This is a genomic window from Nocardia xishanensis NBRC 101358, assembly GCF_001613365.1.
In the GTDB taxonomy this organism is placed as follows: Bacteria; Actinomycetota; Actinomycetes; order Mycobacteriales; family Mycobacteriaceae; genus Nocardia; species Nocardia xishanensis.
The window spans coordinates 44,795-65,838 of record NZ_BDCF01000043.1; the positions used below are offsets into that span (position 1 = coordinate 44,795).

Genomic DNA, 21,044 nt, shown 5'->3' on the forward strand with positions numbered 1-21,044 from the left:
CTTTCAGACCTGGGCGACGCGCCCGCCGATGAGGGTGCGGTAGGCGTAGGTCACCGCGATGATCGAGACCGGGCCTGCGGCGAGCAGTCCGATACCGCACAGCAGCAGGCCGAGGAAGGTGATCACCGCGACGGACAGCGCCAGCAGCAGCACCGGCCAGATGTTGTTGATCACCAGGATGGCGCTCGACCTGATCGCGTCGAACGGGCCCAGATCCTGATCGACCACGAAGTGCAGCGCGAACATACACAGCATGCCGACGAGGAGTCCGGGAATCACGCACAGCGCCAAACCGATCCAGGTGCCGAGGAATGCGAGCAGGGCGGTCAGCAAGACATTCCCCGTGTTCACGAACTTGAAGTACGAACCGAAAACCGGTTTGGCGCCATCGGTTTCGTATAGCGCCCCGCGAACCATCGCGGCCTGTAACAACCACAGCGCCGCCATCACCGCGAGGAAGAGCAATACCAGCGGCAAGAACGAGTTCGGTTCGAATATCTGGACGAACAACACGAAGACCAAGTAAATGACGACGCCAAGCGCCGTAATTCCTAGCCAGGGAGCAGGATTCGCCCGGAACTTTTCCAGGCCGTAGCTGAGCGCGTGCCCGACATCGAGACCGCCGGGCGTTCCTACTTGATAGCCGTAGACCGGCTGTCCCGGTGTCGCGCCGGGAGGTATAGTCCCCGGTTGCTGCGGCACACCGTATTCGGGTGTGCCGTATTGTTGCGACGCGCCGTACTGCTGTGGTGACTCAGGCCCGCTGCCCGCGGGTCCGTACGAGGGTTGCTGGGCGGCCACCGCGGGCGGCGGCTCCACCGGCTCGGCGCCGTACTGGGCCGCTCCCGGACCCTCGAATTGCGGATAACCGGCTCCACCAGGCATTTCGTGGCGGGCATGACCCACTCCTGGCGGTGGTGCGTACGGGTCACCGCTTTCGTGTTGCCCCGGCTGGGCCGCGAACTGTTCGCTTTCACCGCCCTGCCGGGGTGTACCGCCTGCGGGGTCCTTCGGTGCGGAGGACGGTGTGTCGGTCAATGTCGGAGACCTTTCGACGCAACTGGTTTGCGATGTGGCGCACAGCAGTTCACGATGAGAAAACCGGACGCGTGCGATGGTGTCAAGCGAGCGCGACGCGGCCGGCGACCGCGACACGAGACACGCCGAGCGAAGCGGAAAGGTTGCGTAACCGCTCGCTAGAAGTGACCCGATGCGAGTAGCTTGAGAGGCGATGACCGCACTATTGGCCGAACGCGCCGCCGAAGTCGTGTCCGCAGCACAACAGTTGCTCACAAAGCGAATGGGTGCTCCGGTGAAGCTGAGCGATCCGATGGAACTCAGCGGTAGTGGTAGGACGACAGTCCTACGTGTGCGTGTTGCCGAGAATTCGTTCTCGCTGCCCAGGACGCTGATCGTCAAGCAGGTGCGCGGCGCCGCCAGGGACCGCCGCACCGGAGGCTTGGCGCCCGGCGTCGCCAGCATCGATTCGGCATTCCTCCGGGAAGCCGTCTCCTACCAGTTCACCACCGCGCTCAGCCGCGAGCAGCGGCCAGGCGCGTATCTGATCGCGCACAGCCTGCCCGACCGCTTGCTGATTCTGTCGGATCTCGGCGAGAACGCCAGGATGACCGCGGTGCTGCGGTCCGGCGTCGAGCCGGCCACCCGCAACGCGCTGATGGCCTTCGCCCAGGCGCTCGGCCGCATGCACGCGGCCACCGTCGGGCGCGAAGCAGATTTCGTCGCGTTGCTGCGCCGCGTGGAGGTCGTGCACCGGGTCGACGGGATCGCCCAGCAGGCCGAGGCCGCCATCTCCGAGGTGCCGGGGCTGCTGCAACGCGAGCTCGGCATCGAGGTGCCCGGTGAGATCGCCGAGCGCATCGTGCGCGGCAACCGGCTGTTCTCGGCCGGGCGGTTCCGTGCGTTCAGCCCGTCGGACCTGTGCCCGGACAACGTCATGCTCAACCAGGAGGGCGCGCGGTTCCTCGACTACGAGTGGGGCGGCTTCCGTGACGCCACGCTCGACATCGCCTACGCGCTGGTCTCCTTCCCCGGCTGCCTGTGCGATTTCGAGCTGTCCAGGGAACGCGCAAGGCAGATGGTCGAGGCTTGGCGCTCGGAGATCGTCGGGGTGTTCCCGGCGCTCGCCGACGACGAGGTGCTCGCCGAGCGCATCCTGGAGGCCAGGCTCATCTGGGTGTGGCTGACCACCTATTGGTTCCTGCCCGCCGACCACACCCGCATCGCGGTAGCGCGCGAGCACGGGCTGTCGGTGCCGCGCTCGGCTGCGCTGATCAACCGCTGGGCCGCGCTCGCCGAGGACGCGCGCTGCACCGGCGACGACGTGATCGGCGATTTCGCGGACGAGGTGTCCGCGATGTTGGAAGAGCGCTGGTCGGAGTAATCGCGGCGCCGCGGACCGCCTGTTTCGCATCACCGGTTCGCGAGCGGCTGATCACCGCATGTCAGTGATGTCCGGCATGCGGTGATCAGCGACTCGGCCGCGAAGATCAGAGCACCGGCGCGGGGCGCGGCTCGATGCGACCGCCGCTGGGCACCGCGAAGCTCGCCCCGTGTCGCACACCGGTCGCCGGGTCGGTGACGTCGGTCAGGTAGAACCAGTCCATTTGCGAGCGCTCTTCGGTCACGTCGAGGACGCCGTATCCATGCGACTCCAGCTCGACGTAGCGCATGTGGTGGTTGAAGCTCTTGATCGAATCCTCGATCGGCACCGCCACGGTGCGGGGAGCCGCCTTCAGCACCTCGCCGATGCTCGACGAGGTGACCGACGGAACGACGAACTCCGCACCCACGGTCGGTCCGGCGGGATAGTTCGCGGCGTCGATCGGCAGGTCAGAGGCCCACGACGAGTGGATGTCGCCGGTCAGGAAGACGACGTCACCGACCTGCTGCTCGCTGATCGCACGGAACAGGCGCTGCCGGTCGGCGGTGTAGCCGTCCCACTGGTCGGCATTGGCGGGCACGCCGGACTGCGGCACGCCGAGTGCGCCGGTGAAGGCCGCGGTGGTCGCGGGCTCCAGCGGCGGGAAGACCAGCGGCGCGATCATCACCGAGTTGCCGACCAGCTTCCAGCGGACCGGCGCCGAGACCAAACCTGCGGTGAGCCAGTCCATCTGAGCCTTGCCGGTGATGGTGCGCGCGGGGTTGTCGACCTCGCGCCAGCCCGGCCCCGGGGAGGGCTGCCGATCCCGGTAGCTGCGCAGGTCGAGCATGGACAGTTCGGCGAGGGTGCCGAAACGCAGCCGCCGGTAGATCTGCACATTCTCGCCGGAACCGGTGGCGCGCACCGGCATCCACTCCAGATAGGCGCGCGCCGAGGCGGCGCGGCGGTCCTGCCAGTCGCCCTGCACGGCGGGATTGTGGTGGTTGGCGCCGCCCGACCAGGAATTGTCCGCCGACTCGTGGTCGTCCCAGGTGCAGATGAACGGCAGCAGGGCGTGCAGCGCGATCAGGTCGGGATCGGTCTTGTACTGGGCGTGACGGATGCGGTAGTCGGTCAGCGTGACGATCTCGTGCGCCGGATCATGCGGCCGCACCGCGCCGTCGCGGCCGCCGTACTCGCCGCGACCGTATTCGTACAGGTAGTCGCCGAGGTGGATGATCGCGTCGAGGTCGGATCGCGCGGCGAGGTGCCGGTACGCGCCGAACCAGCCCGCTTCCCAGTTGGCGCAGGAGACCACGCCGAAGCGAAGCCGGTCGGGCGTGTCGGAAGGGGCGGGCGCGGTGCGGGTTCGCCCGACCGGCGAGGTCTCGCCGAGCGCGGTGAATCGGTACCAGTACTCACGGCCGGGGGTGAGCCCGGTCGCGTCGATCTTCACGGTGTGATCGGAATCGGCTGTGGCCGTTGCGGTTCCGGACGCGGCGATGGAGGCGAAGCCCGGATCGCCGGCGAGCTCCCAGCGCACCGCGGCCGGTGCGCCGACGCCGGAGCCTGGCGTGGCGTCGTCGGACACGGTGACCCGGGTCCAGAGGACTATGCCGGTGGGGAGCGGATCGCCGGAGGCTATGCCGTGCCGGAACACGGGGCCCGAGGCGCGCGCCGGCCCCGGGGTGAGCAGCGCGCCCGCGGTGGCCGCCGCGGCGGCACCGCCTTTCAACAGGGTGCGCCGGGCGAACGGACCGGTCTGGACGGTATCTGAAACGACCACGTTTTCAGCCACGGCTGTTGATCACAGCCGATGCGAGCCGGACTGGCAAATCGACAGGGCCCGGATCACTTCCTCCGGCGGGTTCCGGGCCGCGCCCCTGGTGTCGGGGCCGGGCGGTACGGTCGAAAACATGAGCGAGCGAATCGTGTATCGCCGCGCTTCGCGCAAGCCGTGGCCGAGCGTCAGGGAGGCGCAGGTATGAGCGAGGGGCTGTTCGAGGTGCCCGGCCAGGCCGCGCCGGAGTCGGATGCGCTCGGCGGCGCGGGCGTGGATTTCCGCGGGCCGGGCAGCGCCGCGCCGCTGGCCGTGCGGATGCGACCCGCCACGTTGGACGAGGTGGTCGGGCAGCAGCATCTGCTCGGCCCCGGGTCGCCGCTTCGCCGGTTGATCGAGGGCTCGGGCGCGGCGTCGGTGCTGCTGTTCGGTCCGCCCGGCACCGGGAAGACCACGCTGGCCTCGCTCATCTCGCAGGCGACCGGCCGCCGTTTCGAAGCGCTCTCGGCGCTCTCGGCCGGAGTGAAGGAGGTGCGCGCGGTCATCGACCTGGCCCGCAGGCGGCTCACGGCCGGCGAGCGCACTGTGCTGTTCATCGATGAGGTGCACCGCTTCTCCAAGACCCAGCAGGACGCGCTGCTCGCCGCGGTGGAGAACCGGATCGTGCTGCTCGTCGGCGCGACGACGGAGAATCCCTCGTTCTCGGTCGTCTCCCCGCTGCTGTCGCGCTCGCTGGTGCTGCAACTGCGGTCGCTGACCGACGCCGACATCCGCGTCGTGCTCGAACGCGCGCTCGCCGACCCGCGCGGGTTCGGCGGCGCCTACACCGTCACCGGCGAGGCGCTTGACCACATCGTTCGGGTCGCGGGCGGCGACGCACGCCGGGCGCTGACCGCCTTGGAGGCGTCCGCCGAATCCTCGCTCGACGGCACGGTGGACCTGGCCCTGGTCGAGGCGAGCGTGGACAAGGCCGCCGTGCGCTACGACCGCGCGGGCGACCAGCACTACGACGTGGTCAGCGCCTTCATCAAGTCGATCCGCGGCTCCGACGTCGACGCGGCGCTGCACTATCTGGCGCGCATGATGAGCGCGGGGGAGGACCCGCGCTTCATCGCGCGGCGGCTGGTCATCTCCGCCAGCGAGGACATCGGCATGGCCGACCCGATGGCCTTGCAGACCGCGGTGGCGGCCGCGCACGTCGTCCAGCTGATCGGCATGCCCGAGGCGCAGCTCACCCTGACTCACGCGACCATCCACCTGGCCACCGCCCCGAAGTCCGGCGCGGTCCCCGCCGCGCTCGGCGCCGCCATGGCCGACATCTCCGCGGGCAAGGCGGGCGCCGTGCCGCCGCACCTGCGCGACGGGCACTACGCGGGCGCGGCGCTGCTCGGCCACGCCCAGGGCTACAAGTACCCGCACGACGATCCCGACGGCGTCCTCGCCCAGCAATACCCGCCCGACGAAATCGTCGGCGCCGACTACTACCGCCCGACCGATCACGGCTACGAGCGCGAGGTCGGCCCGCGCGTCGACCGGCTACGCCGGATCGTGCGCGGCAAGTAGCCTGCGACGCCCTCAGTCGACGGCGAACGTGGACGTGCCGGTGACCGACCAGACGCGCGTCAGCTTTCCCGCCGTGGCTTCGAACATGTCGATGCCGCTGTGGTCGGGCTGATCCGGTTGGTGGGAGCGCCAGCGGATCGCGAAGGTTCCCGAACCGGCGGCGTCCACTTCGCCCGCCGCGTCTCCGTCCATGGTGAATCGCAAGCCGGGCCTGGCCGCCCGGAATTCGCCGATGAACGCGGCCACATCGTCCGGTCCGCGCAGGGCGTCGGTGATCTCGCCGGTCGGGGACGCGAACCGGATCCGGAAGTCCGGGGAAAGCAGCTTCGGCGCCGATTCCATTGCGCCGTTCCAGAATTCGGTCCAACGCAGGGCCAGCTGAAAGGCGGTGACGTGGTCGGTGGTCGGCAAGAGTCGCTCCTTCGGAAGGGTCGCGGCGGGCTGCCGCGACCGGCGCCGTCCACGATTCAGCCCTCGCGCGACAACGGGTTGTCGGTGATCGCGGTCACATCGATGAGTTTGCCGTCGCCCATAGGGATCATCGACAGGTCGATCTCGCGAGCCGCGACGGGCTCGTCCAGCACGCTCGCCGCGCGGACTCGGTCCAGCCGAAATCCGCGCAAGCCACCGCGCAGCCGGCACCACGCGTAGAGGAACCAGTGATCGGCCACCAGGAAGGCCAGCGGTTCGACCTCACGGACGGTGCCCGCCCCGTCGCGGTCGAGGTAGTCCAAGCGCAGCACGCGGCCGCGGACCACCGCCTCGAGGATCGCCGGGGGGACGGCCGACACCGAATCCGCAGGCAAAAGCCGGATGCGTTCGACCAGAGCGGTCGCCCGGACCCGATCGCCCTCCGGCAGCACCGCGACGACCTTGCGCACCGCCGAGCCTGCCGCCTCGGCGAACGGCGTGCCGGCCAGGCGAGAAAGGCCCACCGCGAGGGCTGTCGCCTCCGCCGGGGTGAGGCTCACCGGGGCGAGAGTGCGATGCCTGTCGAGTGCGTAGCCTCCGGCACGGCCGGGCACAGTGACGATCGGCAGGCCCGCCTGCATGAGGGCCGCGAGGTCACGCTCGATCGTGCGGGTGGATACCTCGAACCGGGCCGCGAGCTGACGGGCGGTGCGTGGGCGCGGCGCGTACGCTCGCAACTCTTCGGCGAGCGCGTACAGTCGCTCTGTTTTCGTCACGGGAAGTCCTGGGTGGTCGGCGCGGATTCGCCGGATGCGGCGGGTGCGCCCGATTGTCGCGAACGGTGGCGCGTGGTGCGGACTCGGCGCAAAACGCGTGGACAGCGACCGGTAGGCTGGACATTTGTGCAGACCCACGAGATTAGACGGCGTTTCCTGGACCATTTCGTCCGTGCCGGACACACCGAGGTGCCGAGCGCCTCGCTGATCCTGGCCGACCCCAACCTGCTGTTCGTCAACGCAGGCATGGTCCAGTTCAAGCCGTATTTCCTGGGCCAGGAGGCGCCGCCGTTCCCGCGCGCGACCAGCGTGCAGAAATGCGTGCGCACCGGCGACATCGAAGAGGTCGGCGTCACCACCCGGCACAACACCTTCTTCCAGATGGCGGGCAACTTCTCCTTCGGCGACTACTTCAAGGAGGGGGCCATCACCCTCGCCTGGGAGCTGATCAGCAAGTCCCAGGAGGAGGGCGGCTTCGGCTTCGACACCGACCGCATCTGGGTCACCGCCTACGAGGACGACCCGGAGGCCGCCGAGATCTGGCACCGGGTCGCGGGCATCCCGAAGGAACGCATCCAGTTCCGCGACGGCAAGGACAACTACTGGGACATGGGCGTGCCAGGTCCAGGCGGTCCCTGCTCGGAGATCTACTACGACCGCGGCCCCGCCTACGGCAAGGAGGGCGGCCCGGTCGCCGACGAGGACCGCTACCTCGAGATCTGGAATCTCGTCTTCATGCAGGACGTCCGCGGTGAGCTGAGCCCGAAGCTCGGCCACCCGCCGGTCGGCTCGCTGCCCAAGAAGAACATCGATACCGGCATGGGCGTCGAGCGCGTCGCCATGCTGTTGCAAGGCGTGGAGAACGTCTACGAGACCGACCTGCTGCGCCCGATCATCGACAAGGCCGAGGAGCTGACCGGTCGCTCCTACGGTGTCGAGCACGCCGACGACGTGCGCTTCCGGGTGATCGCCGATCACGCGCGCACCGCCGCGATGCTCATCTCCGACGGCGTCAACCCGGGCAACGACGGCCGCGGCTACGTGCTGCGCAGGCTGCTGCGCCGCATCGTGCGCTCGGCCCGCCTGCTCGGCGCCGAGAAGCCGGTGATGGCCGAGTTCATGAAGGTGGTCAGCGACCTGATGTCGCCGTCCTACCCGGAGCTGGCCACCGACTTCGGCCGCATCGAGACCGTGGCGGTCGGCGAGGAGACGGCGTTCCTCAAGACGCTGAACACCGGCTCGACGCTGTTCGACAACACCGCGGCCGCGGTGAAGTCCAAGGGCGGCACCAAGATCGCCGGATCGGATGCCTTCACCCTGCACGACACCTACGGCTTCCCGATCGACCTCACCCTGGAGATGGCCGCCGAGGCCGGGCTCTCGGTCGACGAAGAAGGCTTCCGCACGCTCATGGCCGAACAGCGCCAGCGGGCCAAGGAGGACGCCGCCGCCCGCAAGCACGCGCACGCCGACCTGAGCATCTACAAGGAACTGGTCGATCGCGGCGCCACCGAGTTCACCGGCTTCGACGAGCTGACCTCCGAGGCGCACGTGCTCGCCCTGATCGCGGACGGCGTCCGCGTGCCGACCGCTACCGCGGGCCATGACGTCGAGGTCATCCTGGATCGCAGCCCGCTGTACGCGGAGTCCGGCGGCCAGATCGCCGACCGCGGCAGCATCACCGCCGCCGGCCTGAAGCTGCGCGTCAACGACGTGCAGAAGATCGCCAAGAAGCTGTGGGTGCACAAGACCACGGTCGAGCAGGGGCAGATCACCGAGGGCGACGTCGTGCTCGCCCAGGCCGATCCCGCCTGGCGCAGCGGCGCGACCCAGGGTCACTCCGGCACCCACATGGTGCACGCCGCGCTGCGGCAGGTGCTCGGCCCGAACGCGGTACAGGCCGGTTCGCTGAACAAGCCCGGCTACCTGCGCTTCGACTTCAACTGGCAGGGCCAGCTCACCGAGCAGCAGAAGGCCGACATCGAGGCGGTGTCCAACGACGCGGTGGGCGCCGACTTCCCGGTCAATACGTTCGTCACCGACCTGCCCAAGGCCAAGCAAATGGGCGCGCTCGCGCTGTTCGGCGAGAACTATGGCGACGAGGTCCGCGTGGTCGAGATCGGCGGCCCGTTCTCGATGGAGCTGTGCGGCGGCACGCACGTGCAGCACTCCTCGCAGATCGGCCCGATCACGCTGCTCGGCGAGTCGTCGGTCGGTTCGGGCGTGCGGCGCGTCGAGGCGTTCGTCGGCCTGGATTCCTACAAGTACCTGGCCAAGGAGCGCGCGCTGCTCGCCGGTGTCGCCGCCTCGCTGAAGGTGCCGTCGGACGAGGTGCCCACGCGCGTGGAGCAGCTGGTGGAGCGGCTCAAGGTGGCCGAGAAGGAACTCGAGCGCACCAAGGTCGCCGCAGTGCTCTCCTCGGCCGGGAAGTTCGTGGAGGAGGCCGAGCGCATCGGTGGTCTGCTGCTGGTCGCCGCGGCCGCGCCGGAGGGCGTCGCCTCGAACGACCTGCGCACCCTGGCCACCGACATCCGCGGCCGCTTCGGCAGCGAGCCCGCGGTGGTGGTGCTGCTCGGCAACGTCGACGGCAAGGTGCCGTTCGTGGTGGCCGTGAACAAGGGCGCGCAGGAACTCGGCGTGAAGGCGGGCGACCTCGTCGGCAGCTTCGGCCCGAGCATCGCCGGTCGCGGCGGCGGCAAGCCGGAGATGGCGCAGGGCGCCGGTTCCGATCCCTCCGGGATCGCTGCGGGTGTGGCCGCGGTCCGTGCCCGGGTGGCCGAACTCGCCGGGTGATGCGCGACTCGGAGAGTTCGCATTCGACGGGCCGGCCGCACGCAGCGGACCGGCCCGATCCGGAGGCCGACCCCGGCCGTGGCAGACGCATCGGCATCGACGTCGGTAGCGTTCGCATCGGCGTGGCGTCGAGCGACCCGGACGGCATACTCGCGACCCCGGTGGAAACCGTTCCGCGCGCGAAGAAAAACGCGCGCGGAACGGCTGCGGCGACCGACATCTCGAGAATTGCCGAAATTGTGCGGGAATACGAGGCTGTCGAGGTTATTGTCGGCTTGCCGCGTACATTGCGCGGGGAAAAGGGAACCGCGGCGGGGTTGGCCATCGCGTTCGCCGAACGTTTGCGATCAGTAATTGCCCCCGTGCCGATCAGGCTTTCCGACGAACGTTTGACTACGGTGTCAGCTGCACGTGCATTGCGGGACAGTGGAGTTCGCGCGCGTGGCCAGCGGCAGGTGATCGATCAGGCGGCGGCCGTATCGATCCTGCAAGGATGGTTGGACGAACGGAGTGCGGTGTTGAGGTCGGCCGAGGAAGCGGCGCGGGACGCGTCGTCCGGAGGCGATGCATGACTGATCGATGGGCACGGGCCGAGGAGAGATACCGACAACGCGAGGCCGATCGGCGCTACCGCAGGGACGACCGAGCCTGGGACAGAGACGGCGGAGACGCGAGCGGACGCGCGGCCGACGGGCCGGACGACGAATGGGACGTCTACTACGACGACGACACCACGGTCATCCCGCGCTACACCGACGACGACGAGCTCGACTACGACAACGCGCCGCAGTACGAGGACGACGGCTACGACGACGAGCTGGACTACGAGGAGGAGCCGGAGCCGCAAGCGCCGCCCGCGCGCGCGCAGCGGTCGCTGTCTCGCAAGCCCGCCACCAAGGTCAAGGAGGCGCGGCCCCCGCGCGGTTCGCGCAAACGCTCCAGGGCGGCCTCGCGCAAGGCGGCCGAGCGGAAGCGCAAACGCCGCAACATGTGGCTGATCGGCGGTGTGCTCGTGGTGCTGCTGGTCGGCGCGGTGGGCTTCGCCGTCAAGCAACTGGCCGGGGAATTCGGCGCGCCCGAGGATTTCGCGGGCCCCGCGGGGCCGTTGGTCGTGGTGCAGGTGCACCCCGGTGACACTTCCTCGCAGATCGCCGAGACCATGGTCGAAAAGGGCGTCACCGCGAGCACCGGCGCGTTTTTTCAAGCGGCCGTGCGTAATTCGAATATGAGCTCGCTGCAGCCCGGGTACTACCAGATCCCCAGCCGCAGCCCCGCCGCCGAGGCGGTCGCTGCGTTGCTCGGCAAGAACGCGCGGGTCGGCAACCTGGTCATCTCGGAGGGACGTCAGCTACACGACCAGCACGACGTCAACACCGGGGCGCGCAAGGAGGGGATCTACACCAAGATCGCCGCCGCCAGCTGCATCGGCACCGGCGCACAGCAGAAGTGCGTTACCTACGAGGAGCTCGACGCGGCGGGCTCCAGCAGCGACCTGGCCGCGCTCGGTGTCCCGTCCTGGGCCGAGCAGTCGGTGCGCGAAGCGCCGGACCGCAAGCGCCAGATCGAAGGTCTGATCGCCGCGGGCACGTTGGATTTCGACCCCAGCGGCACGCCGCAGCAGATTCTGCGTCAGCTGATCACCGCGAGCGCCGCGAGTTACGAATCGACCGGGCTGCTGAAATCCGGCGCGGAGACCGGACTCAGCCCTTACGAGACGCTGACCGCGGCGTCTCTGGTGGAGCGTGAGGCGCTGCCGCAGGACATGCCGAAGGTCGCGCGGGTGATCGTGAACCGGCTCGAGGTCGAACAGCCGCTGCAGTTCGACTCCACGGTGAACTACTCGCTGGACCGCACCGAGGTCGCCACCACCGATGACGACCGGGCTACCCGTACACCGTGGAACACCTACGCGATGTCCGGGCTGCCCGCGAATCCGATCTCCGCGCCCTCGCTGAACGCATTGCGCGCCATGGAGAATCCGGAACCCGGCAACTGGCTGTACTTCGTGACGATCGACCAGAAAGGCACCACGCTGTTCACCGAGAGCTACTCCGAGCACCTGCGCAATATCGAAAAGGCAAGGCAGAGCGGAATTCTCGACAGTGGACGGTGAATCGACCGGCGCGGTGACGACGCGGCGCAAGGCAGCGGTCCTCGGCAAGCCGATCGCGCATTCGCGGTCGCCCCAGCTGCACATGGCCGCGTACCGTGCGCTGGGCCTCGACTGGACCTACGAGCGCGTCGAATGCGCGGCCGAAGAGCTGCCCGGGCTGGTGGACGGGCTCGGACCGGAGTGGGTCGGCCTCTCTGTCACCATGCCCGGCAAGGAGGCGGCGCTTGCCTACGCCGACGAACGCACCGAACGGGCTGTGCTCGTGGGCTCAGCGAACACCCTGGTGCGCACGGCCGAGGGCTGGCGCGCGGATTGCACCGACGTGGACGGCGTGCTCGGCGCGCTGCGTGGCGGGGGTGTCACCGAGATCGCGGAGGCGGTCGTCCTCGGTGCGGGCGGCACGGCCCGCCCCGCGCTGCTCGCGCTCTCCGAACTCGGCGCCCGGTCGGTCACCGTGATCGCCAGGAACGCCGGACGGGCCCGCGGCGCGCTGGAACTGGCCGACGAGCTCGGGATGGCGGCGCGTGTGATCGGTTTCGACGACGACGCCGTGCGCGACGCGAGCGCGAGCGCAGGAGCCGTGGTCAGCACGATCCCGGCCGACGCGGGCGCGCTTGTCGCCGAGGCGGTGGCGGTCGCGCCCGTCGTGCTGGACGCGATCTACAACCCCTGGCCCACCCCGCTCGCCGCGGCTGTCGAACGGGCTGGGCACACGGTGGTGAGCGGGCTGCAGATGCTGCTGAACCAGGCGTACGGGCAGGTCGAGCAGTTCACCGGGCGTCCGGCGCCGCGCGCCGCCATGGCGGCCGCGCTGGACGCCTGACGGCAGGGAAGTTTCTGACACCGGTTCTAGTTCTGCTCCGAAGGGCCGCGCGTTAAGGTGTTCCCCATGAATGCTTGGGTAGTGCGGGCCGTTCTGCTCGGTGCGCTGGTCGTGGCGCTGCGCACCGTGCTCGGATTCGCGATGGTGCAGTGGCCGACGCAGGGCTCGTGGATGCGGATGCTGTGCCTGCTCGCACTGCTGATCGTCATCGTCGGCTGGGGCGTGCTCGACGGGCGAAGGGACCGCCGGGCGCATCCAGATCCGGAACGCGGCTCGGACCTGACCATCCTGTGGCTGAAGGCGGCCGTGGCGGGCGGGCTCGGCAGCGGCGCGGTCTCCTGGGGGCTGGATTTCCTGCCTGGCTTCGACCTCGGCGACAACGACCTGCTGTTCGAACTCACCGCGGGCGCGTCCTTCATCGTCCTGCTGATCTTCATCCCCGGACTGATCGGTGTGGGCATCGGCCGGATGCTGGCGGGACGGCGAGGCGGCAACGGCAGGTCTTCGCTCACCAAGAACCCCGCCCCGGCGGGCGCCTGACCCCGAAACGCGAAGCAGCGCCTCGCCGAGATCGGCGGGGTGCTGCTTCGCTATCGCGTTCTCTGTCTCGCTAGAGCAGGATCGCGCCGCCGCTCGGGCTCTCCTCGCGGGCGACAGCGGAGTAGGCCGCGGCGAGCAGGGTCGGATCCGGACCCTCCAGTCGACCCGGCTTGGCCAGGCCGTCGAGGACGACGAAACGCAGCACGCCGGAGCGGGTCTTCTTGTCGGTCTGCATGGCGTCCAGCAGCTGCGGAAGCGCGTCGGCGTCGTAGCTGGTCGGGAGGCCGACGCTGGCCAGGATGGCGCGGTGACGGTCGGCGGTCTCGTCGTCGAGGCGCCCGGCCAAGCGGCCCAGTTCGGCGGCGAACACCAGGCCGACGGAGACCGCGGCGCCGTGACGCCAGCGGTAGCGCTCCCTGCGCTCGATCGCGTGGCCCAGCGTGTGGCCGTAGTTGAGGATCTCGCGCAGGCTGGATTCCTTCAGGTCGGCGGCGACCACGTCGGCCTTCACCTGGATGGCGCGGCGCACGAGTTCGGGCAGCACGTCGCCGGTGGGATCGATCGCCGCCTCCGGATCACGCTCCACCAGGTCGAGGATTACCGGGTCGGCGATGAAACCGGCCTTGATGATCTCGGCCATGCCCGCGACGATCTCGTTGCGCGGCACGGTCTCCAGCGTCACCAGGTCGACCAGTACGGCCGACGGCTCGTGGAAGGAACCGACCAGATTCTTGCCCGCCTCGGTGTTGATGCCGGTCTTGCCGCCGACCGCCGCGTCCACCATGGCCAGCAGGGTGGTCGGCACGTGCACCACCTGCACGCCGCGCATCCAGGTGGCGGCGACGAAGCCTGCCAGGTCGGTGGCCGCGCCGCCGCCCAGGCTCACCACCACGTCGTTGCGGGTCAACCCGATGCGGCCGAGCACCTCCCAGCAGAACCCGGCGACGGCTAGGTCCTTGCCCGCCTCGGCGTCCGGAATCTCGACGCGGTGCGCGTCGAGGCCGGTCTCGGCCAGTGCCTTGCGCACGGCCTCCGCGGTCTCGGCCAGCGGCGGCTGATGGAAGATCGCGACCGTGCGTACGCCCTTGGTCGCACCCGTGACCGACTCGACGAGCTCGCCGAGCAAGCCGCGACCGATGATCACCGGGTACGGGTCGGCGGTGCGGACCTGGATACGACTCGGCTCTGTCACTACTGCTCCGATTCTGTTCGTGCCGGTTGCTCGAGTGCTCGCCCGCGGGCGCGGCGAGCGCGGGCGCGCCGGGCGCGGCCGCTGGAAGTGGTCTTCGTTGCTGATTCTGCCGCCGCCGGGTGCGTGCTCGACTCGGTGGGTGCGGGGGACGCGGCTCGGCGCCCGGGCCGATCGCGGCCGGTGGCAGGCTTGTCCGTCGCCGACGCCGCGTACTTCGGTGCCGGGTTTGCCGAATCGTCTTGTCCCGCAAGCGGAACAGCTGCCTTGGCCGCGCCGCCGGGGTTCGGCGCACCGGCGGGTCGGCACGCCCTGGGACGGCGGGCTCGACCCGAGGCGGGTGTCGCGCCGGTCTCGTCGGATCGTGCGCTGGAGGTGACGAGCCGGGGGAGCCAGGTCCTGGTCTCCGAGACAGGTGCGGTGGCCGCGGCGCGATTCGGTTCGGCCGATGGCGTGCGGGCCGAGGATCGCCTGCGGCGCGGGCGGCGGCGTGCGCTGGAAGCCGTGCCTTCGGCGGCGGTTGCGGTGGTCGAGGCGTCGGATCGTGCGCCCGCCGCCTGCGCGTTCTCGCCGTTCTCCTTCTCCGAGGCGCCGTTTTCCTTGGCCGATGCGCGGCGAGCGGCCGCACGCGCCCTGGCGCGGCGACGGGCTCGGGATCGGCTGTTGCCCTGGCCTTCCGGAGTGCGGTCGGCGCCGGGATTCGCCGCGGGGGCTTCCGGTTCGGGGTCCGCGCTCGGCGTGACGGGCTCGATGCCCAGCTTGTCCAGGATCATCCGCACCACGCGACCGGGGCTGCGCCCGTCGGTGCGCACCCGCACCGTGGCCACCTCGCGGTACAGTGGGCGGCGCTTGCGCATCAGCTCCCGGTACTTCGCGCCGGGGTCGTCGCCGTTGAGCAGCGGGCGCTGGTTGCTCGCGCCGGTGCGCCGCAGCCCCTCGGCCACGCTGATCTCCAGGTACACCACCGTCCGATTGCGCAGCAGCGCCCTGGTGTCCTTGGACAGCACCGCGCCGCCGCCGAGCGAGACCACGCCGCGCTCGGCGAGAATGGCGCGACGCACCACCCGCTCCTCGATACGGCGGAATTCCGGTTCCCCGTCGGCGGCGAAGATCTCGGGGATGGTGCGACCGGTTTCGCGCTCGATGCCCGCGTCGGTGTCGTACAGCTCGACGCCGAGTTCCTTGGCGAGCTTGCGGCCGATCGTCGATTTCCCCGCCCCCGGCGGTCCGACCAGCACCACGCGCGGTGCGCGCGGATCGGTCTGCACGATCATTGCGGCCGACTGTCCGCCGGAACGTGCGGGCGGATGCCGATCCGCTTGACGTAGCTGGTGATGTTCTCGACGGTCTCGTTCAGCGAGTCGCCGCCGAACTTCTCCAGCGCGGCCTGCGCGACCACCAGGGCCACCATCGCCTCGGCCACCACGCCCGCGGCGGGCACGGCGCACACGTCCGAGCGCTGGTGGATGGCCACGGCCTCCTCGCCGGTGCTCATGTCGACGGTGGACAGCGCGCGCGGAACCGTGGAGATCGGCTTCATCGCCGCGCGCACCCGCAGCGCTTCGCCGTTGGTCATGCCGCCTTCCAGGCCGCCCGCGCGGTTGGTCGAGCGCAGCACGCCGTCCGGGCCGGGGCGCATCTCGTCGTGCGCCTGGCTGCCGCGCCTGCGCGCGGTCTCGAAACCGTCGCCGACCTCGACGCCCTTGATGGCCTGGATACCCATGAGCGCAGCCGCCAGCCGGGAATCGAGACGGTTCTCGCCGCTGACGAACGAGCCGAGCCCGACGGGAAGACCTTCCACGATCACCTCGACGACGCCGCCGAGGGTGTCGCCGTCCTTCTTGGCCGCCTCGATCTCGGCGATCATCGCCGCCTCGGCGTCGGCGTCGAACGCGCGCACCGGGCTGGCGTCGACGGCGTCCAGATCCGCGGCGGTCGGCGTCACGCCGGTGGTGTTGGCGGCGCCGCCGATCGAGACCACGTGCGAGACCACCTCGACGCCGAAGGCCTGGCGCAGGAAGTTGCGCGCCACGGTCCCCGCCGCGACGCGGGCGGCCGTCTCCCGCGCGCTCGCGCGCTCGAGCACGTTGCGCGCGTCGTCGAAGCCGTACTTGAGCATGCCCGAGTAGTCGGCGTGACCGGGGCGGGGCCGGGTCAGCGGAGCGTTGCGAGCAAGATCCTCCAGCTCGGCGGGATCGACGGGGTCGGCGGACATGACGGTCGTCCACTTGGGCCACTCGGAGTTGGCCACCTCGATGGCGACCGGACCGCCCATGGTGCGCCCGTGTCGCACGCCGCCGATCATCGTGACCTTGTCGGCCTCGAACTTCATCCGGGCGCCGCGCCCGTACCCGAGCCTGCGGCGCGCCAGCTGAGCGGAGATGTCCTCGGACGTCACTTCGACACCCGCGACCATCCCGTCGAGGATGGCGACAAGGGCGGGACCATGGGATTCTCCGGCAGTTATCCAGCGCAGCACGCTCTCCATCCTTCCATGTCGGCACGGTCGGACCCGCATCCGGTCCGCCGTGATCACAGGCACGTCATCGGCGCGAACCCACGCCAGAGTCCTCTCCGTGAGTATCGCCGCCCGGCCGCGAGACGCACCCCCGCTCGGTGCTGCGCGCCGTCACCGCCGGAAGCCGCCGCGACGTGAGCAGCGGTCCGGGAGGAGCAGCGGCCCGGAAGGACCCATGGCGTGGATGGAAGAGCCGCGGCCTGGCGGAAGCAGCGGCCTGGGAGGAGCCGTGGCCTGGCAGGAGGAGCAGCCCGGAAGGAGCCATGGCCGTGGCAGGAGGAGCCGTGGCCTGGCGGGAGCAGCGGCCTGGAAGCAGCCGTGGCCTGGCAGGAGGAGCAGCGGCGCGGGAGGAGCCGCGGCCCGGCGAGAGGGGCCGTGGCCCGGTGGGAGCAGCGGCCTGGGAGGAGCCGTGGCCTGGCAGAGGAGCAGTCCTGAAGGACCCATGGCGTGGCAGGAGGAGCCGTGGCCCGGCGGGAGCAGCGGCGCGGGAGGAGCCACGGCCTGGCGAAAGGAGCTGCGGCCCGGAAGGAACCGCGCCCGGCAGGAGCCGGAGAACCCAAGCGCCAGAGAGGTCCGGAGCCCGGTCCCCTCCGAATGACCCTGCGCCCCACCTGGGCGATACTCCCGACCTTGGCGAACGTGCCGCAGGGCACGGTGGACGAGCGGATCGCCGCACCAGCGATAAGGCCCGGTAATTCCACGAGAACCGCACCGTCGCCGACCATGCGTCATCCGCTGGGCACCGCCAAGGCGATCAGCGTCGCCAGGCACATGGACGGGCCGTGCGCCACGGTCTCGCGCCGCACCCCCATCCCCGGGGCGATCCGCCGGCGAACCACCATCACCGAGGCGATGCCCGCCGTGAACACCGGCCCCGCGAGCGCCGCCCACGCCCATGCCTGCGCTCCGCCCAAACCGGCGGCCGCGCCGAGCCCCACCGCCAGCTTCGCATCGCCCGCGCCGAGGCAGGCGGGTGCGACGAGATGCACCGCGAGATAGGGCGCGGCGAGGAGCGCGGCCCCCGCCGCCGCGGCTGTGAATTGTGTTGTGAACAGGGCGTATCCGAAGACGGCGAACGCACCCCATCCGGTCAGCGCGTTGGGGAGTCTGCGTTGCCGAAGATCGAAAAGGCTCAGCACCGCACACCATCCCGTGAGCACCGCGAACGCTATGTATGGCATGCGATCCACCCTTGTTGATGCGTGGACTGTTTCGTAGCGGCCGATGCGAAATGTGCATAACCGCAGCGCATGTGAACATCGATCGGATCGGAATCGCCCGGAAGCCGAGGGTGCCCGCAGTTCGACAGTCGCCGGAGAATCCGGGGTTTCACCTGCTGTCGGCGATACGACGGCTGATCCCACGAATTCGCGCTCGCGCCGCGTAGCGGCCCTCCGTCCGGGCCCGCCGAGGTGACGGTTCGGGTGTTGGACTGCCGCACCACCACGTGTCGGCGGTAACTTTGACCCATGTCAGCTGATCACGCGGGCCGCGGGCCCGACTACGCGGCGCGCCGCGGTGCGCTGCGCAGTCTGCTTGTGGAGAACGAGGTCGACGCGCTGCTGGTCACCGACCTGGTGAACATCAGGTATCTGACCGGGTTCACCGGCTCCAACGCCACGCTGCTCGTGCACTCGTGGGACATGCGCAACGCCGAGGAACGCACCGTGATCGGCACCGACGGCCGCTATCGCAGCCAGGTCGTCGAGCAGGCGCCCGATCTGCGCGCCGAGATCGCCCGCGCCACCGCGCGGCGGATCGTGGAGCTGGCGGGGGAGTGGCAGCTCGGCCGGCTCGGCATCGAGAGCCACGTGGTGACCGTCGACCAGCACCGCGGTTTCGTCGAGCAGAAGACCGGACTGGAACTGGTGCCCACCCCCGGCCTGGTCGAGCAGTTGCGCATGGTGAAGGACGCGTACGAGATCGAGCAGCTGCGCAAGGCGTGCGCCGCGGGCGACGCCGGGCTTGCCACGCTGCTCGAGCGCGGCGGACTGCGCCCAGGACGCACGGAGCGCCAGGTCGCCCGCGACCTGGAATGGGCGATGTACGAGCACGGCGCCGAGGCCGTCGCATTCGAGACCATCGTCGCCGCGGGCGCCAATTCCGCTATTCCGCATCACCGCCCGACCGACGCCGTGCTCGCCGCGGGCGATTTCGTGAAGATCGATTTCGGCGCGGTGGTCCGCGGCTACCACTCCGATATGACCCGCACCTTCGTGCTCGGCCGCCCGTCCGATTGGCAGCGCGAGGTGTACTCCCTGGTGGTGGAGTCCCAGCGGGCCGGCCGCAAGGCGCTGCGGCCGGGGGCGCAGGCGGGCGAGGTGGACGCGGCGGCGCGCTCGGTGATCGAGGCGGCGGGCCACGGCAAGCTGTTCGTGCACGGTCTCGGGCACGGCGTCGGCCTGCGCATCCACGAAGCGCCGGGAATCATGAAAAACGGAACCGGTACACTTCTATCCGGCGTGGCGGTGACCGTCGAACCAGGTGTGTACTTTCCCGGCCGCGGCGGCGTCCGAATCGAGGACACGCTCGTGGTGCGCGAAGGGGGCCCTGAGCTGCTCACCCACACCAGCAAAGACCTGACCGTCGTCGAATGACGCCGGTTACCTGAGAACAGGAGATCCGAAGACAGTGGCGGACACCAGCGACTTCAAGAACGGCCTCGTGCTGAAGATCGACGGTCAGCTCCAGCAGATCGTCGAGTTCCAGCACGTCAAGCCGGGTAAGGGCCCCGCATTCGTGCGGACCAAGCTGAAGAACGTCGTGTCCGGCAAGGTCGTCGACAAGACCTTCAACGCGGGCGTCAAGGTGGAGACCGCGACCGTCGACCGTCGCGACATGACCTACCTGTACCACGACGGCTCCGACTACATCTTCATGGACGGCGAGACCTTCGACCAGATCTCGATCGCCGAGGCCACCATCGGCGGCGGCGCCCGCTTCCTGCTGGAGAACATGGCCGTTCAGGTGGCCGTGCACGAGGGCGAGCCGCTGTTCGTCGAGCTCCCGGTCTCGATCGAGCTCGTGGTGCAGCACACCGACATCGGCCTGCAGGGCGACCGCTCCACCGGCGGCACCAAGCCCGCCACCCTGGAGACCGGCGCCGAGGTGCAGGTGCCGCTGTTCATCAACACCGGCGACAAGCTGCGCATCGACTCGCGCGACGGCAGCTACCTCGGCCGCGTCAACGCCTGATCACCGGTCGCTCGCGGCGGGAGCGCGAGCCAGGTGGCTGGGCCACCGTGGCAAGCGCTCCTGTCGCCCTGATACAGAACGACGGGGATGATGTGACCGTGGTGGAACAGCCCGCAGACAAGAAGTCCACGTTCAAGAAGCTGGGCGCCCGGCACAAGGCCCGGCGTCGCGCCGTCGACCTGCTGTTCGAGGCGGAGGCGCGCGACGTCGACGCCGCCGAACTGCTCGACGAACGCGTCGACCTGGCCACCAAGGACCCGAGCGTGGCCCCGGTGCACGCCTACACCAGGACCCTGGTCGAGGGCGTCGCCGACGACCTGGACCGCGTCGACGGCACCATCGAGTCCTACCTGCAGGACTGGACGCTGTCCCGTCTGCCCGCGGTGGATCGCGCGATCCTGCGCATCGCCGTGTGGGAGTTGTTCCACGCCAACGACGTTCCGCCGGTGGTGGCCGTCGACGAGGCGGTGGAGCTGGCCAAGGAGCTGTCGACCGACGACTCGCCGTCGTTCGTCAACGGCGTGCTCGGTCAGGTCGTGCTGGTCGCCCCGCAGGTGCGCGCCGCCGCGGCCGCGACACGTGCCCCGCGCCAGGAACCCGAGGCGTGAACAAGTACCTGGTGATGGTCATGCGCACGCCGCGCTTCGACCCCGCGGTCATCGAACCGCACAAAAAGTTCCTGAACGGTTTGGTGGAACGCGGGCAGCTGGTGGAGAGTGGCCGCTTCACCGACGGCACCGGCGGGGCCTACGTGATCCGCGCCGAGAGCCTCGCGGCGGCCCGCGAGATCGCCTTCGCCGACCCGGTGCACACCACCGGCGCTTCGGAACTCACTGTGTACGAGTGGGAGATCACCGTCTCCGCCTGATCGCGCCCGATCAGGCTCCCGCCGGTGGGTGTACTCGGCCCGGCGGGAGCCCACCGGGACGTCTGCGAAGTCCCGGTTCGGGGTTGTGCCCGCCG

General features: G+C 69.9%; 18 protein-coding genes and 1 pseudogene. 11 read left to right on the top strand and 8 right to left on the bottom strand.

The window, feature by feature from the left end:
- Positions 1–3 precede the first annotated feature (3 nt).
- Entirely contained in the window at positions 4–1,038 is a 1,035-nt protein-coding gene (locus NX1_RS35630) for a hypothetical protein (protein WP_084501778.1), read from the bottom strand.
- Positions 1,039–1,231: 193 nt separating this feature from the next.
- Between NX1_RS35630 and NX1_RS26490 the strand changes: the two genes are divergently transcribed.
- Positions 1,232–2,401 (top strand): phosphotransferase family protein, encoded by a 1,170-nt coding sequence (locus NX1_RS26490; RefSeq protein WP_068064702.1) that lies wholly within the window; start codon positions 1,232–1,234, stop codon positions 2,399–2,401.
- 106 nt (positions 2,402–2,507) lie between these two features.
- Here NX1_RS26490 and NX1_RS26495 read toward each other — a convergent pair whose 3' ends face one another.
- Entirely contained in the window at positions 2,508–4,166 is a 1,659-nt protein-coding gene (locus NX1_RS26495; protein WP_068064705.1) for an alkaline phosphatase D family protein, read from the bottom strand.
- Positions 4,167–4,364: 198 nt separating this feature from the next.
- Between NX1_RS26495 and NX1_RS26500 the strand changes: the two genes are divergently transcribed.
- Positions 4,365–5,723: a replication-associated recombination protein A gene (locus tag NX1_RS26500; protein ID WP_068064708.1), complete on the top strand. Its 1,359-nt coding sequence runs from the start codon at positions 4,365–4,367 to the stop codon at positions 5,721–5,723.
- 12 nt (positions 5,724–5,735) lie between these two features.
- Here NX1_RS26500 and NX1_RS26505 read toward each other — a convergent pair whose 3' ends face one another.
- Both NX1_RS26505 and NX1_RS26510 read right to left on the bottom strand, forming a co-directional pair.
- Positions 5,736–6,134: a nuclear transport factor 2 family protein gene (locus tag NX1_RS26505; protein ID WP_068064711.1), complete on the bottom strand. Its 399-nt coding sequence runs from the start codon at positions 6,132–6,134 to the stop codon at positions 5,736–5,738.
- Between the two features lie 56 nt (positions 6,135–6,190).
- A complete protein-coding gene (locus tag NX1_RS26510; RefSeq protein ID WP_068064714.1) occupies positions 6,191–6,910 on the bottom strand; it encodes a helix-turn-helix transcriptional regulator in 720 nt (239 codons plus the stop codon).
- A 126-nt stretch (positions 6,911–7,036) separates the two neighbouring features.
- On the opposite strand from NX1_RS26510, the gene alaS reads away from it, so the two are divergent.
- The 5 genes from alaS to NX1_RS26535 all read left to right on the top strand — a co-directional run bounded on the left by alaS (position 7,037) and on the right by NX1_RS26535 (position 13,179).
- Complete coding sequence (gene alaS / locus NX1_RS26515) at positions 7,037–9,703, top strand: alanine--tRNA ligase (RefSeq protein ID WP_068064717.1); 2,667 nt, start codon at positions 7,037–7,039, stop codon at positions 9,701–9,703.
- Complete coding sequence (gene ruvX, locus NX1_RS26520; protein WP_068064720.1) at positions 9,703–10,275, top strand: Holliday junction resolvase RuvX; 573 nt, start codon at positions 9,703–9,705, stop codon at positions 10,273–10,275. The genes alaS and ruvX overlap by 1 nt, the downstream gene beginning before the upstream one ends.
- Positions 10,272–11,816 (top strand): endolytic transglycosylase MltG, encoded by a 1,545-nt coding sequence (locus NX1_RS26525; protein WP_068064722.1) that lies wholly within the window; start codon positions 10,272–10,274, stop codon positions 11,814–11,816. Before ruvX ends, NX1_RS26525 begins: the two co-directional genes overlap by 4 nt.
- A gap of 13 nt (positions 11,817–11,829) precedes the next feature.
- Entirely contained in the window at positions 11,830–12,639 is an 810-nt protein-coding gene (locus tag NX1_RS26530) for a shikimate dehydrogenase (RefSeq protein ID WP_068064790.1), read from the top strand.
- 66 nt (positions 12,640–12,705) lie between these two features.
- Positions 12,706–13,179: a B-4DMT family transporter gene (locus tag NX1_RS26535; RefSeq protein ID WP_068064725.1), complete on the top strand. Its 474-nt coding sequence runs from the start codon at positions 12,706–12,708 to the stop codon at positions 13,177–13,179.
- Positions 13,180–13,249: 70 nt separating this feature from the next.
- Here the strand turns inward: NX1_RS26535 and aroB are convergent, their stop codons facing one another.
- From aroB to NX1_RS26555, 4 genes and pseudogenes are all read right to left on the bottom strand, one after another.
- Complete coding sequence (aroB, locus tag NX1_RS26540) at positions 13,250–14,371, bottom strand: 3-dehydroquinate synthase (protein ID WP_068064728.1); 1,122 nt, start codon at positions 14,369–14,371, stop codon at positions 13,250–13,252.
- A 752-nt stretch (positions 14,372–15,123) separates the two neighbouring features.
- Positions 15,124–15,642 (bottom strand): annotated as a pseudogene (locus NX1_RS38165) (shikimate kinase); the annotation flags it as partial.
- Positions 15,639–16,847, bottom strand: coding sequence for a chorismate synthase (gene aroC, locus NX1_RS26550; RefSeq protein WP_068064793.1), 1,209 nt, complete (start codon positions 16,845–16,847; stop codon positions 15,639–15,641). The pseudogene NX1_RS38165 and the gene aroC, both read right to left, overlap by 4 nt.
- Positions 16,848–17,614: 767 nt before the next feature.
- Positions 17,615–18,067, bottom strand: coding sequence for a prepilin peptidase (locus tag NX1_RS26555; RefSeq protein WP_068064796.1), 453 nt, complete (start codon positions 18,065–18,067; stop codon positions 17,615–17,617).
- Between the two features lie 288 nt (positions 18,068–18,355).
- On the opposite strand from NX1_RS26555, the gene NX1_RS26560 reads away from it, so the two are divergent.
- The 4 genes from NX1_RS26560 to NX1_RS26575 all read left to right on the top strand — a co-directional run bounded on the left by NX1_RS26560 (position 18,356) and on the right by NX1_RS26575 (position 20,949).
- Positions 18,356–19,483, top strand: a complete 1,128-nt coding sequence (locus NX1_RS26560) for a M24 family metallopeptidase (protein ID WP_068064731.1) — start codon at positions 18,356–18,358, stop codon at positions 19,481–19,483.
- A gap of 34 nt (positions 19,484–19,517) precedes the next feature.
- Positions 19,518–20,081 (top strand): elongation factor P, encoded by a 564-nt coding sequence (efp, locus tag NX1_RS26565; RefSeq protein ID WP_068064734.1) that lies wholly within the window; start codon positions 19,518–19,520, stop codon positions 20,079–20,081.
- Between the two features lie 98 nt (positions 20,082–20,179).
- A complete protein-coding gene (gene nusB, locus NX1_RS26570; RefSeq protein WP_068064798.1) occupies positions 20,180–20,689 on the top strand; it encodes a transcription antitermination factor NusB in 510 nt (169 codons plus the stop codon).
- The gene (locus tag NX1_RS26575) at positions 20,686–20,949 is read left to right on the top strand and encodes a YciI family protein (RefSeq protein WP_068064737.1); all 264 of its coding nucleotides are present in this window, start codon (positions 20,686–20,688) and stop codon (positions 20,947–20,949) included. Before nusB ends, NX1_RS26575 begins: the two co-directional genes overlap by 4 nt.
- Positions 20,950–21,044 lie beyond the last annotated feature (95 nt).

Bases quoted from the DNA above. Each gene is read 5' to 3' on its own strand.
- NX1_RS26490 (WP_068064702.1), top strand. From the start codon at position 1,232: ATGACCGCACTATTGGCCGAACGCGCCGCCGAAGTCGTGTCCGCAGCA.
- NX1_RS26500 (WP_068064708.1), top strand. From the start codon at position 4,365: ATGAGCGAGGGGCTGTTCGAGGTGCCCGGCCAGGCCGCGCCGGAGTCG.
- ruvX (WP_068064720.1), top strand. From the start codon at position 9,703: ATGCGCGACTCGGAGAGTTCGCATTCGACGGGCCGGCCGCACGCAGCG.
- NX1_RS26525 (WP_068064722.1), top strand. From the start codon at position 10,272: ATGACTGATCGATGGGCACGGGCCGAGGAGAGATACCGACAACGCGAG.
- NX1_RS26535 (WP_068064725.1), top strand. From the start codon at position 12,706: ATGAATGCTTGGGTAGTGCGGGCCGTTCTGCTCGGTGCGCTGGTCGTG.
- NX1_RS26555 (WP_068064796.1), bottom strand. From the start codon at position 18,067: ATGCCATACATAGCGTTCGCGGTGCTCACGGGATGGTGTGCGGTGCTG.
- NX1_RS26560 (WP_068064731.1), top strand. From the start codon at position 18,356: ATGTCAGCTGATCACGCGGGCCGCGGGCCCGACTACGCGGCGCGCCGC.